We start from the raw sequence: 12,520 nt of genomic DNA, 5'->3' as shown, positions 1-12,520 counted from the left end.
TGAATCCTTCGGCACAGGATGCTGCGGCAGGAGGTGGTGCTGCGGTGGCCGGCTACTGGCCCACGGGGTGTCGCCGGCGGCCGCTGTCGGGAGGACCAGCGGCCGCCGACGTGGGGTGGGCCTTGTCGTACAGGTAGAAGGCGCGGGCGCTCGCGAGGAAGTCCTTGACGGTGGCGAAGCCGCCTTCCAGGACCGCGTCGACCAGCCCATGCCGCAGCGGCGCCGGCCTGGCCCACGTCTCCTCCACAGCGACCGCGCGTAGAGCCCCGGCCGTCACCGACTCGCCCACACCACTCATACCGTCCCACCCCACCGGTCCGCCACCACAAGACGGATAGGGTGCCCCCGGCCGGATCCGCCACTGCGAATACTCACCGAAGACGCCCTTCACACGCGCCGACAGTGTCAGCCGGCAATCACGATCTCGTTGTGGTTCGACCAGCCCCAGCGAGGATAGAGACCGGCCTCGACGGCCCCCGTCCCAGCGCCCTCGTCCACCTCGGCGTCAAGGTCGACGGGCACCACGATCTCGTTGTGGTTGTAACTGCCCGTCCTGCTCGCCCAGATGGTCCCGACCTCGGCAACGTCCTTCATGGCATCTCCTGTCTCTGATTTCCAGCGGGTTCCCGCATGTGCACGGTGATGTGGATGGCTGAAACGTATGCGGACGCCCCACACCCTTGAGTGAGTAGTCGCTACTTGAATGGCGGAACGGGTTCTTGCAACCGGGTTCCTGGTCGCGCGCGCCGGTGACCAATGCGGTGGAGCACGCGCGACCGCACCTGTCCCTGCATCTGCACCGCGAGCACGCGGTTCGACGAATCTGGATCTGGCTGAGCGACGGCGGCCCGGCCGCCGGTGAAAGCGCGTGGACGGCCAGCTGCTCAGCAGACGAACACGGCCGCGGCGTAGCAGGAATCTACTGCGGCAGGCCGCCCGCCAACCCCTCGGACGTCGACTTCTAAGACCGTGTTCTACATGGCCAGTTGGCAGTTGTGCCGGACATGGGGAGTGGACGGTGGGGATGGATCGTTCCGGACGGCTTGTGGGAGTTGGCGAGGCCGTTGCTGCCGCCGGCCCGGGTGCGTCCGCAGGGCGGCGGAGTCGTGAACATCGATGATGAGGCGGTGTTTGCCGCGATCATCTACGTACTGGTCAGCGACTGCGCCTGGCGGGCGTTGCCGCCGTGTTTCGGAGCGTCGAATTCGACCGTGCACCGCCGCTTCGCCATCTGGTCCCGTGCTGGAGTCTGGGGACGGCTGCATCAGAAGGTTCTCCAGCTCCTGGACGAGCAGGACCTGGTCGGCCTGTCCCGTGCGGTCCTCGATTCCGCACACGCGAGGGCTAAAAAAAGGGGGCGAACTTGCAGGTCCGAGCCCCGTGGAACGGGGAAAGCCCGGTTCCAAGATGCACGTCCTGTCCGACGCGAACGGACTGCCCCTACGAGCTCGTAAAGGGATCACGGGTGGGCCTTCTTGAGGCGTCGCCAGCAGATGAGGCTGCATGCCAGGGAGACGAAGGCGTCGTGGAGTTCGAGGCGTCGTTCCCATCGGATGGCGAGGCGTTTGAACTGGTGGAGGAGGGCGAAGGCCTGCTCGACGACGTAGCGGAGTTTGCCCAGGCCCTTGATGTTCGGGGCGCCCTTGCGGGAGATGACCGGCATGATCCGGCGTGTGCACAGTTCACGGCGCACTACCCGGGAGTCGTACGCCTTGTCGCCCAGGATGGACTCGGGGCGTCGACGGGGACGGCCCGGACGCCCGGCCACCGGCGGGATGCCGTCGACGAGGGCGAGAGTCTGCGTGATGTCGTTGACGTTCGCCGCAGTCGTGATGACGTGGAGCGGAGTGCCCTTCCCGTCGCAGATCAGATGGTGTTTCCTGCCAGTCTTCCGCCGGTCGACCGGCGACGGACCGGTCGCGTCTCCCCTTTTTTGGCGCGGACGTGGGAGCCGTCCACGCACGCGCGGGTCCAGTCGAGTTCGCCGGCCGCGTTCAGCTCCGCGAGCAGGATGCGGTGCAACCTGTCGAAGACGCCTGCCTGCTGCCAGCGGTCCAGGCGCCGCCAGCAGGTCTGCCCCGAGCCGACCCCAGCTCCAGGAGCAGGAGCTGCCAAGCGACGTCCTGGTGCAGGACATACAGAATGCCCTGCAGACACAGCCGGTCCGCCACCGGCTTCGGCCCCGGAGACCGCTCGGGCCAAGGCGGCAGCAACGGCTCGATCAGCGCCCACAAGTCGTCGTCCACGATCCACGGCCGAGTCGTCACACCCACCCGAACGATCAGACCGTCACAACAGCCACGCCCGACCAGGACCGTTCAACAAGATCGTGTTACGAGCTCTACGTGTCGGAATTTCCGCGGCCAACACCCACGACAGCCAGGCTGCCCTGAAGCCGATGCTGTCCCCACGTCGTGCCCGAGCCGAAGCCCAGGTCCTGCGGCAGGTACTCCCACTGGATCCCGGTGTGCAGCCCGTACAGGATCCCGCACAGCACTTCTCGGTCCGGCAACGGCTTGCGGCCGGGATATCGGAACCTGCGCTCACGCTGCGGCAGCAGCGGTTCAAGGCGGTCCCACAGCTCATCCGACACGATCCACGGCGAAATCCCCACACCCGACGGAACGCTCCACTCCCTCCCTGAACACGGCCCTCAGCGCGGATCCACCTTTTTGTGTCAGCCGTTGTAAAACGCCGAGATCAGTAACCGTAGTACTGCTGCTACTCAGCCGAGTAACTTGAACCGCATTCTCAAACGGGGTCCCTGACTCAAGGCACGACGACGGTGAGCGAGGTACTGGCGAGTTGAAAGTCGAGCTTCTCGTAGACGCGGCGGGCCGGATTCGCATCGCTTACCACGAGTGCAATTTCGGTCAAACCGTGCGCTGTAGCATCAGCCAGTACACAGCGCAGCAGTTGGGCTCCGAGTCCGGCATGACGTGCGCCTGGCTGACGGAAGACGTCTGCGATCCAGGGGAGGCCATCGCGGTCGGTGACGATCACGCCGGCGATGACGTGATCGGCCGCATCCACCAGCAATGAACTGCACGGCATGACTGGCCCAAGCACTTTGCCCGCAAGCAGGGGCACCAACTCTGCGGTCAACGCTTCCTCGTCACTGACGTTGTAGTGATCGATATGTTCCGGCGGGAAGGCCGCGCGCCATGCGGGGAACAGATCGCTCGCATCGCGGTCGCACGAGACTGCGCGCAACCCGCTTGGAAACGTGAGTGTGGTCCACTCGGGCGGGGGCGGGGCGGACACCAGATTCCGCCGCATGCTGTGGGCGTGTCGCATGATTCGCGCACCGCGACGGATCAGTTGTTCGCCGAGCTCCACCGATCCGGAAAGCGCCCATCCGGACAGCCCTGCAAGGATGGCCTCCACGGGATCAGGGCCTACCACCTTCGCCAGGTCCGCCCACGGGCGCCCCTCACGGACACCCTGCAGGTACGTCAGGACGGGAGTACCGCCAGCATCGGTCAGGACCTGGCACTGTTCATCGCTTTTAGACACTCGTCGAACCCATCCATGGACTGAAAATGTTCCCCCCATCTTGCGGGGCTGACTGAAGGCGCGCAACGTACCGCAGCGGGCAGGCATACGCGATATCCCAATTGATGCCCGCCGGGCGATCAAGCTTATCCATTCCCCGGCTTCCTCCAATAGTAAACCCGCTCAATCATTGATTGGATTCCACTCTCACTGGACTTCCATTAGGGACGAGTAGTCGGTACTCAACTCCACACTGGAGCCATAGATATTCTCGTGTCTCACGCCTCCACGTCTGGTAGAACGTCGTACCCGCTGCAGCCGGTCAAGGAGACGAAGATCCGCTCGGCCGCGCCTCCAGCACCCGTTGCCCCTGCTCCTGCCGCACGCTGCCGACCCCTTGCTCACGCCGCCTGGCCCGGCTGGGTTCGGTTGACGGTGTCTGCGGCGCGGCGGCCGCCCGCGTGAGTCTGGCGAACAGTGCAGTCGGCGATGTGGGCGAACCTGTCGGAAGCCGCCTGGATGGCGCCGAGCCGGCCTTCCTTGAACAGTCGCTGCTGCCGGACGAATTCCCTTACGGGCCGCTCGTCCCACGATGGCACGGCATCTCGTCGCAGCGCGATAAGCACTGGTTACTCATGTACGCACATGAGTAACCGCCCTAACCTGGCGGCGCGTCAGTGAGATTCCGGGAGATGACACAGCGCGAGGGAGGCCGCAAAGGCACTGGCCTCACTCGTCATGTAGCCGCGCGAGCCGCGCCAACGCCACAGCCGCAGCGTGTGGCTGGTGTCACCCGTCAATGCCCACCCAGGAAAGAAGCGTTCATGCTTCCTCACGCCCGGGAGTCACCCGTCTTGTCAGTCGAGACCATGCAATCCGTCTCCGTCGCTCTCGTCGGCGCGGGTCCGCGGGGCACGAGCGTCCTGGAACGCCTCTGTGCCTCCGCTCCCGAACTCCTCCCGCGCGGGACTCGGTTGACCGTGCATGTCATCGATCCGGCGCCGCCGGGTCCGGGCCGGGTCTGGCGCACCGCCCAGTCCCCGGAGCTGCTGATGAACACGGTGGCCTGTCAGGTGACGCTGTTCACCGACGAGAGCGTGGAGTGCGCCGGGCCGGTCCGGCCGGGGCCGAGTCTGTACGAGTGGGTTCTCGGCAACAGCTCAGGCAGTCGGAGGGAGTCGGGGCCGCGAGGCGGTGAACGAGTGTGCGGCACGGTGAGCCCGGACGACTATCCCACCCGTGCCCAGTACGGGCGTTACCTGGAGTGGGTGTTCGCGCAAGTGGTCGGCGGCGCCCCGGAGGATGTACACGTCGAGGTGCACACCGCCCGCGCTGAGCGCCTGGAGGACGCCCCGGACGGCCGCCAGACGCTCGTCCTCTCCACCGGCCGTACCCTGGTCGGTCTGTCCGCGGTGGTCCTCGCCCAGGGCCACCTCCCCTCGGTCGCGGACCCGGCGCAGCAGGAGCTCGCGGCACACGCGGCCCGCCACGGCCTGCGCCACATCCCGCCCGCCAACCCCTCGGACGTCGACCTCTGCCCGCTTGCGCCGGGCGAGCCGGTCCTGCTGCGCGGCCTGGGCCTCAACTTCTTCGACCATATGGCCCTGCTGACGACCGGCCGTGGCGGCCGCTTCATCCGCACCGCCGTTGGCGGACTGCGCTACCGGTCCTCGGGCCGCGAACCCCGCCTGTACGCGGGCTCTCGCCGTGGCGTCCCCCACCAGGCCCGCGGCGACAACGCGAAGGGGCCCTACGGCCGCCATACGCCGCTGCTGCTGTCGGACGAGGTGATATCCCACTTCCGCAAGCGCGCCGACTCCGGTGAGGCCCCGGACTTCCTGGCCGAGATATGGCCGTTGGTGGCGAAGGAGGTGGAGACGGTCTACTACGAAGCCCTGCTCGCCGCCCGGAAGGGGACGGACCGGCGGGGGTTCCGGGACCGTTTCCTCGCCACCGCCCACCAAGGGCTTCAGGAGAGCGTCCTCCTCGATGAGTTCGGCATATCTCCTGCCGACCGCTTGTGCTGGGATCGCATCTCCAGCCCGCACAGCGGAAGGACTTTCAACTCCCCCACAGACTGGCGGAACTGGCTTCTCGACCACCTTCGGGAAGATGCCGCCCAGGCCGCACTCGGCAATGTCGAGGGCCCCCTCAAAGCCGCCCTGGACGTGCTGCGCGACCTGCGCAACGAACTGCGGCTGATCGTCGACCACGGCGGCCTGTCCGGCGTATCCCGCCAGGACCACTTGGACCGCTGGTACACCCCGCTGAACGCCTTCTTGTCCATCGGTCCGCCCAGGCGGCGCATCGAGGAGATGACCGCGCTGATCGAGGCGGGCGTCCTGGAGGTCCTCGGCCCGCGCCTGGAGGTCCGGGCCGAGGCCGAAGGCTGGGTCGCGCACTCTCCCGACGTGCCGGGCTCCACCGTACGCGTGCGCACGCTCGTCGAGGCGCGGCTGCCGGAGCCGGATCTGAGGCGCACCGCCGACGAACTCCTCGCCGGCCTCTTCCGGGCAGGCGCATGCCGCCCGCACCTCGTGGACGGTTACGAAACCGGTGGCCTGGACGTGACGCCGCGCCCGTATCACCTGATTGACCGTCAGGGAATAGCGCACCCACGGCGGTTCGCATTCGGGGTGCCCACGGAGGGCGTGCACTGGGTGACCGCCGCGGGGGCCCGACCCGGCGTGGATTCGGTCACGCTTTCGGACGCCGATGCGGTGGCGAGAGCCACCCTGCGTGCGGCAGCAGCCGACAACACATGACTGCACGTCTCAACGGCGCACAGCCCTACGTCACCACTTGAGTGGAAACTACTCTCGAACCGCCCGCTACGGCCTGCTTGCCTGAACGTCGCGCTGGTGCGAACACCGGCGAATGTGCTCGACATCAGAATGAAAGAGGCGCGATGCACGGCAAGCTCGGTGGTGTGATTGGTGAACCGTGGGAGGTACCCGGCTACGTCCACGAACGAGTACTGGGTACGGGCACCAGCGGTACGGTCGTGCGGGCCACAAGCGACAGCGGCGGTACCCCCGGTTGCCATCAAGTACCTCTCGTGCGAACTGCTCGAGGACCTGCGGTTCAGGGCGAGATTCCGAGCCGAGGCCAGACTGCTGAGCCAACTGCACACACCCCACGTAGCCCGTTTCCACGAAAACATTGAGAACTCCGAAGGCGCCGCCATCATCATGGATCTGGTGAACGGCGTCTCGTTGAGGAAAGCGCTGCGCCAGGCAGGTGCCATCCCGCCCGAGGCGGCGCTGGTCACCTTGAAGGGCTCGTTACTCCACCACCCGCGCCACCGCCTCGGTGGCGTACCCGCGTCCCTGGAACTCCGGCGCGAACGTGAAGCCCAGCTCCGCCTGTCGGCCGTCGTCACTGCGGCACACCCCGACGTCGCCGATCAGCCCCGGAACGTCCCGCCGCTCGACGGCGTATTGGAACCACCCCGGATCGCGAGGGTCCCCGGCCGAGAACGTGGCCGCCAACCGCTCGGCCTCCGCCATCGGCACCGGCGACTCCCAGGACTGATACCGACTCACCTCTGGAACTGAACGGTACGCCGCCAAGGCAGGCGCGTCTGCCGACGTGAACCTCCGGACTACCAGCCTCGCTGTCTGCATGCTTTCACTTCCTTTCACGACTCCCCGCAGCCAGCCGCGTGCGCAAGGCGTCGATGTGGGGCAGGAACCAGAGCTGCGTGCCCCGGTTGCTCTCCCTGACGAGGTCCTGCAGTGCGGTGCCGGCGTCGGTGTGCCGGGAGATGTCCCCGACGACGGCCAGTCCCAGGCGATAATTCACCATGAAGTCGTCTTTCATTCTGGGGCGTGAGCGGGAAGTCCAGGATCGGCTGGGCCTGGTTCTTGAGCAGGTGGCCGGTCTCGGGATGGCGTGGGCCCGGGCAGATGGCTTCCGGGGGCTGCACTGCCAGGCGTAGCTTTTTTAGCAGCCGGATCAATCCAGGGGAGTGAGTAATTGGTACCAGTAGTGCGCGCGGGTGACGGGTATGGTCCAGACCATTGATGTGTCAGTGGAGGTGATGGCACCTTGCGATGGCTACGTGTCCAGAGCTCTGGACAGGGTGTCCCGTCCTCCCCCACACGGCACAGGAGACAGCGACATGACCATCCCGTCGAGACCGTCAAGTCTGTCAAGAGCGTCGAGATGCCTGAGCACCGCCCTGGTGGAGTGTGTTCACGATGAGGTCGGGATCGGCGGTGCTGGTCGCCCGAACCGTCCAGGTCGCGACGCGAAGCGTGTCCTCCAGGCGCCGAGCGCCGTGCGAGAGTACGCGTTCCGCGCAGTCGTCGACGATCGCCAGGCGGCGGCTGACCGGCATCGCGGTCCCTAGGCCGCCTCCATCCGCAGCCGCTCCCGAAGCGCCCGGCGGTCAGCCCGCCACTCTGCGCAAACCTCTCCAACCGCTCCCCTCGACCGGTGGCACCATCATCCAGAGATCTGCGCCAGCCAGTCCCTCCCTGCTCTCAGCGGCAGCGTCGGCCTGCTCAGGCCGCTGTTGTTCCGGGCCAGGCGTCCTGGTTGGCGAGGGCAAGCACCAATGCGGCGATGTTCCAGGCGTCGTCCTCACCTCGGTGATGACGGCCTTCCAGGGGCAGCCCGGTGATGTGCAGGGCTTGGGCCATCCCTGGACGCTTGCGTAGCTGGTGAGCTTGGGTGAAGGCCGTTTTGACGTTGGTGTGTCGCTTCCCGAAAGGGTAGATGGTGCCAGTGGCCTGGCATTGGCGACTGAACTGGTGGCGGTCGTAGTCGCCCCAGCTGGCCCACGGGCGAGCCCCGGCTTGGTGCTCAGCCGCCAGCAGCCGACAAGCTTCAGCGAATCCGATGCCTGTGTCCACCTCCGCTTGGGTCAGTCCGGTCAACTCGGTGCAGAAGTCGCTGACAAATGACCGTGCCGGCCGCACAAGAACGCGATGCCGGGCGACCCGCTCACCCGCGCGAAGGTCGACGACGGTCAGCCCTATCTCGATGATCTCGCTGACTGCCCCGCGCGGCGGTTCACCGTCCCAGCATGTCGCTTCGACATCGACGACATTCAGCAGCTGCTCGACAGTGTCCATGGTCGAGGGTAGAAAGAAATTCCCTGACTGGGTACTGAATTTGCCTGCCGTCCCCTGCTACCGCCCCACCGGCGACCACTGGCGTAACCCGCCTCGCCGGTCAGGCAGGATGTGTGCTCGCGTACAGCCATCAGAGATCATCGGTTGGTGCGCGGACAAGTGAGATGTTCGAGAGCCCGATGGGCCGGATCGCGGTGCTTCAAGAGGACCGGGCCGCGGTGGTCGTCGACGAGACCGGCGATTCAAGGCAAGGGCACCCAGGCCTGCGCCTCGACGACTCAGTCATGACGGACCTCGCCAGCGCACAGCCCAGGCACCACCAGCTGCTCGTCCGCCGTATCCGCCTCACCGGTGAACTCGCCTCTGCACACTGGTGCAGGTGACGGCCAGTAGACGGCGAGGGAACCCCCCGACGGGGCGTCCTGAACGTGCAAGGAAGTACCGATTACTCAGTCAAGGACGTTGTGCGCCCGCATACGTTTCAGGCATCCACATCACCGCGCACGCGCGAGAACCACTGGACATGAAACAGGAGATGCCATGAAGGACGTTGCCGAGATCGGGATCATCTAGGCCGGCAGGACGGGCAGCTACAACCACAACGAGATCGTAGTCGCCGACTGATCCTGTCAGCGCGCATGGGGGCGTCCTCGGTCAGTTCTTCGTAGCGTTCCGGCCGAACAGGCGGACGTTGTCGGTGGCGCAGGGCAACGGTGTGACGGCGCGGGTCCGCGTGCACGACTTCACTCCGGCAGCGGCGCTGCCCTGCCATGAGCTTTGATCTCGTCGGCGGATCTGCCCATGAGGTTCGCCGACCAGGGCTGCCACCGGGACGCGGATGTGGCGCTGTGCAGGGCCTTGACCGTGGCCGCGCAGGCCCGCCTACCCATGGATGGCGTCCCGGCTGCGGCCCCCGTTTCCCCAGTCCACCCCGGCCCGGGCCTTCCTGCCCCCGACCACCGGCATCAGCGGCTTGGCGGAGGAACTCCGTGCCGTAGCGGCCACGGTGGCCGAGCGGGCCTCCGGCGGGGTGCTCCAGGCGGACCTGACACGCCCGGGGTTCGGCGTCCCGGTGGTCCAGGTGGTCACCCCCGGCCTTCGCATCGTCGAGGACTACCGATGACCGTTTTTCTGTTTACCGACCCCTCTCTGCCCCGCGCGGTATGGGACCGCTGTGCGGGACATGCTGCAAAGCAAGCTATGGGACGACCCGTGAAGCACGTCGTGGTACTGCCCCCGGTGGCCGCCAGTGATCTGCCCCGGCTGGGCGCCCGCCCGGGGGACACGGTGGGGATCGCAGCCGGGTTCTTCGACCGCCGACCGGCGGTGCGGCACAAGGAGATCCTGGACCTGCTCGACTCCGAGGTGCGGGTGCACAGGGCGGCGAGCAGGGGCGCGCTGCGGGCCGTCGAGCTGTCCGTATTCGGCATGACCGGCCACGGCCGGTTCTTCGCCGACTCCCACTGCGGGGTGATCACCCCGAACGACGAAGAGGCACTTTTGCACGGCACCGAGGCCGAGGACTACCAGAGCTACACCAAGGCACTGGTCAGTGTCCGCCATGCCCTGGCCGACGCTGCAGCCTGTGGCCTGCTCTGCGCCCGGGTCGCCGAGGCGGTACCGGCCGCCGAGGCGCGGCTGCCGTTCGTCGAACGCACCCGAGAGGCGATCCTGGCCGCCGCCGCGCACGGTGGCATCGGGAAGCGGGAACTCGCGACAGTCGACGAGGTGTTGACCCGCGCGCCGGACGTCAAGCGAACCGACGCCCTGGCCTTGCTGGAGGCCGTCCTGGGATCGGGCGTACGCCCCGAGGGCGGCGGCGATCGGACGTGGCGGCTGCGGGAGACCCTGCATCTGCGCCAGTGGCGGTCGGCCGCCCGGGGCAGCCACGACCCGGCGGCCGGGTGGGTGTCCGAGGAGCAGATGCACCGGCTGGCCCAGGTACTGGCCGCGGACTACCCGTCCTTCCGGGAACGGGTCGCCGTGCGGCACTTGGCCGCCCAGCACACAGCCATGCGCTCCGCCCAGCACACCGAAAGGCCCGTGGTCGTGCCCGCTTCGACGGACGCCCTGCCGATCGCCGACGTGGGGGAAACGGCTGCGCTTCCTCGGCCTGCTCGCCCCCGGGGCGGAGGCGGATCCCGGCCTGGAGCGGTGGTGCACCGCGGCCGAACGCGAACTGCCGGACCTGGTACGCACCGCCAAGGCCGCGGCCCGGCCCTGTTCCCCCATCACTCGCTGCTCTGCCATGACCCGTTCCTGGACGAGCTGAAGACCACCGGGGCCCACCTGATGGTGCGTGAGCGGCTGGCGAGCTGCCTGCGATTCCACCGGATGCTACGGCTGCGACGCCCCACGCTACAGACGGCCCAGTTGCGGAGCGAGAAGATCCTGGCGCACTTCGCCCAGCGGTGGGACCGCGACGACCTGGAGGATGCGGTGCTGGAACGCGGCTTCGCCACTGTCGGGGACTTCCTCGCAAGCGCCCGCTCCTTCTACCTGTACGACAAGGCTCACCCCGACACCGGTCCGCTGGTCCTGCAGACAGCGGCCGCCGGCGACGGCGCGCGGGGCCGGTAAGGGCCCGGCCGTGCCGACAACCGAAACCATCCGTGACCGCGCCCGTGCCCGGCTCCGGTCCGCCCCCCACGCGGGAAAGACGCGTCGTCTTCCCACGGCGGCGCGGTTCGTGGTGGGCGGGGAACTGCTGTCCAGCATCGGGACGGGTACCACCGTCCCGTTTCTGCTGGTCTATCTGCACGAGGTATGTCACACCCCGGTCGGCGTCGTCGGCCTGCTGCTCGTCGCGCGGGCCCTCATGGCCCTGGCCGGTGCCACCCTCGGGGGCGCCCTGTGTGACCGGATCGGGCCGAAGGCGGTCGTCGTCACGGCCCTGGCCGTGACCGCGGTGTGTTCGGTGGCGATGGCCACCGCCTCCAGTCCGCTGCCGGGCGGCGCGGCGATGCTCGCCCACACCGCAACGTTCACCGTGCTGGCCCCGGCCCTGGACGCGATGCTGGCCCAGGCGGCACCGGGCCCTGTCCGTCAGGCGGCATTCGCCTGGCGCAACACGGCCGTCAACCTCGGGGGTGCTCTGGGCGCCGCAGCCGCCTCGGTCACGCTCGTCGTGCTGGGCACCGGCAGAGGGCTGACGACGCTGTACGTCCTGGACGCGCTCTCCTTCGCCGGATTCGCCCTGCTCGTCGCTGTACGGGTCACCTCCTCGCCCCGGCCCGCGGACCCGCAGGGGGAAGAGTCGGCCGGGCCCCGGACCGTGGGGCCGGGCGGCGGGTACGCCACGGCGGCGGCAGACCCGGTCCTGCGCCGGATATGCCTTCTGGTGGCCTTCACTGTCGCCGCCGGGTTCGCCCAGCTGCAGATCGGCCTCCCCGCCCTGGCCACTGCCGACGGCACGCAGGCCGGACTCGGCTGGATGTTCGCCGCCTTCATGGTCACCAGCGCGATCCTGCAGATCCCCGTCGAGCGCCGACTGCCCGGAAGGAGCCGGGCCGGCGTCCTGGCCGCCGCACTCACGTGCATGGCCCTCGCCTGGACCGTCATCGCCGTCTCCCACCGCCCTTCGCCGGTGGTCCTCGCCGTCGCGGCAGTGGTCTTCGCCGTGGGCGGCACTCTGTTCAGCCCGGTCCCGCCCACTCTGGTCAACGACATCGCCCCGCCCGCGTCGCGCGGCCGCTACAACGGCGCCCACATGCTCGCCTGGACCGGCGGCTTCGCCGTCGGCGCCGCAGCCACCAGTGCCCTGCTCACCGCCGACGCCATCCACGCTCTCTTCCCCCTCTGCGCCGCCGCCCTGGCACTGACCGCAGGTCTCCTGTGGCACCGCAGAGGCCGCTACCTGCCCGCACCGCTCATGCGCATCCCGGTCGCCACGCCGCAGCATCCTGTGCCGACGGACTCAGCACCATGACCCGGAACAACCCCCG

The 12,520-nt window shown here is 68.0% G+C and carries 12 protein-coding genes and 4 pseudogenes; 7 read left to right on the top strand and 9 right to left on the bottom strand.

Going from position 1 to position 12,520, the window contains the following annotated elements; all coding sequences use genetic code 11:
• Window positions 1-52: 52 nt before the first annotated feature.
• Both ABZ725_RS28900 and ABZ725_RS28895 read right to left on the bottom strand, forming a co-directional pair.
• The gene (locus ABZ725_RS28900) at window positions 53-298 is read right to left on the bottom strand and encodes a hypothetical protein (protein ID WP_358805460.1); all 246 of its coding nucleotides are present in this window, start codon (window positions 296-298) and stop codon (window positions 53-55) included.
• A 107-nt stretch (window positions 299-405) separates the two neighbouring features.
• Window positions 406-594, bottom strand: a complete 189-nt coding sequence (locus ABZ725_RS28895; protein ID WP_358805459.1) for a hypothetical protein — start codon at window positions 592-594, stop codon at window positions 406-408.
• A gap of 410 nt (window positions 595-1,004) precedes the next feature.
• On the opposite strand from ABZ725_RS28895, the pseudogene ABZ725_RS28890 reads away from it, so the two are divergent.
• Window positions 1,005-1,443: pseudogene (locus tag ABZ725_RS28890) on the top strand (transposase); the annotation flags it as partial.
• 16 nt (window positions 1,444-1,459) lie between these two features.
• Here ABZ725_RS28890 and ABZ725_RS28885 read toward each other — a convergent pair.
• The 4 genes and pseudogenes from ABZ725_RS28885 to ABZ725_RS28870 form a co-directional block, all read right to left on the bottom strand.
• Window positions 1,460-2,267, bottom strand: a pseudogene (locus ABZ725_RS28885) (IS5 family transposase).
• Window positions 2,268-2,410: 143 nt separating this feature from the next.
• Window positions 2,411-2,614 (bottom strand): annotated as a pseudogene (locus ABZ725_RS28880) (transposase); the annotation flags it as partial.
• A gap of 155 nt (window positions 2,615-2,769) precedes the next feature.
• Complete coding sequence (locus ABZ725_RS28875; RefSeq protein ID WP_358805458.1) at window positions 2,770-3,387, bottom strand: GNAT family N-acetyltransferase; 618 nt, start codon at window positions 3,385-3,387, stop codon at window positions 2,770-2,772.
• 509 nt (window positions 3,388-3,896) lie between these two features.
• Entirely contained in the window at window positions 3,897-4,121 is a 225-nt protein-coding gene (locus tag ABZ725_RS28870) for a hypothetical protein (RefSeq protein WP_358805457.1), read from the bottom strand.
• Between the two features lie 243 nt (window positions 4,122-4,364).
• Here ABZ725_RS28870 and ABZ725_RS28865 point away from each other — a divergent pair, with 243 nt between their 5' ends.
• Window positions 4,365-6,260 (top strand): FAD/NAD(P)-binding protein, encoded by a 1,896-nt coding sequence (locus tag ABZ725_RS28865; RefSeq protein ID WP_358805456.1) that lies wholly within the window; start codon window positions 4,365-4,367, stop codon window positions 6,258-6,260.
• A gap of 171 nt (window positions 6,261-6,431) precedes the next feature.
• Window positions 6,432-6,692: pseudogene (locus ABZ725_RS28860) on the top strand (hypothetical protein); the annotation flags it as partial.
• 87 nt (window positions 6,693-6,779) lie between these two features.
• Here the strand turns inward: ABZ725_RS28860 and ABZ725_RS28855 are convergent.
• The 3 genes from ABZ725_RS28855 to ABZ725_RS28845 form a co-directional block, all read right to left on the bottom strand.
• Entirely contained in the window at window positions 6,780-7,121 is a 342-nt protein-coding gene (locus ABZ725_RS28855) for a GNAT family N-acetyltransferase (protein WP_358805455.1), read from the bottom strand.
• A 4-nt stretch (window positions 7,122-7,125) separates the two neighbouring features.
• Entirely contained in the window at window positions 7,126-7,317 is a 192-nt protein-coding gene (locus ABZ725_RS28850; RefSeq protein WP_358805454.1) for a DUF4180 domain-containing protein, read from the bottom strand.
• A 686-nt stretch (window positions 7,318-8,003) separates the two neighbouring features.
• Window positions 8,004-8,576, bottom strand: a complete 573-nt coding sequence (locus ABZ725_RS28845; protein ID WP_358805453.1) for a 3'-5' exonuclease — start codon at window positions 8,574-8,576, stop codon at window positions 8,004-8,006.
• 164 nt (window positions 8,577-8,740) lie between these two features.
• Between ABZ725_RS28845 and ABZ725_RS28840 the strand changes: the two genes are divergently transcribed.
• The 4 genes from ABZ725_RS28840 to ABZ725_RS28825 all read left to right on the top strand — a co-directional run bounded on the left by ABZ725_RS28840 (window position 8,741) and on the right by ABZ725_RS28825 (window position 12,504).
• Window positions 8,741-8,959: a hypothetical protein gene (locus ABZ725_RS28840; protein ID WP_358805452.1), complete on the top strand. Its 219-nt coding sequence runs from the start codon at window positions 8,741-8,743 to the stop codon at window positions 8,957-8,959.
• A gap of 509 nt (window positions 8,960-9,468) precedes the next feature.
• Window positions 9,469-9,699 carry a YcaO-like family protein gene (locus ABZ725_RS28835; RefSeq protein ID WP_358805451.1) on the top strand — a complete coding sequence of 77 codons (231 nt, stop codon included), beginning with the start codon at window positions 9,469-9,471 and terminating at the stop codon, window positions 9,697-9,699.
• A gap of 89 nt (window positions 9,700-9,788) precedes the next feature.
• The gene (locus ABZ725_RS28830; RefSeq protein WP_358805450.1) at window positions 9,789-11,156 is read left to right on the top strand and encodes a TfuA-like protein; all 1,368 of its coding nucleotides are present in this window, start codon (window positions 9,789-9,791) and stop codon (window positions 11,154-11,156) included.
• Between the two features lie 10 nt (window positions 11,157-11,166).
• The gene (locus tag ABZ725_RS28825) at window positions 11,167-12,504 is read left to right on the top strand and encodes an MFS transporter (RefSeq protein WP_358805449.1); all 1,338 of its coding nucleotides are present in this window, start codon (window positions 11,167-11,169) and stop codon (window positions 12,502-12,504) included.
• Window positions 12,505-12,520: the final 16 nt, after the last annotated feature.

The sequence above is a fragment of the Streptomyces sp. NPDC006872 genome (assembly GCF_040635845.1).
Taxonomy (GTDB): domain Bacteria; phylum Actinomycetota; class Actinomycetes; order Streptomycetales; family Streptomycetaceae; genus Streptomyces.
The sequence above is the reverse complement of the archived record's forward strand: the minus strand, read 5'-3'. Positions and strand labels throughout refer to the sequence as shown.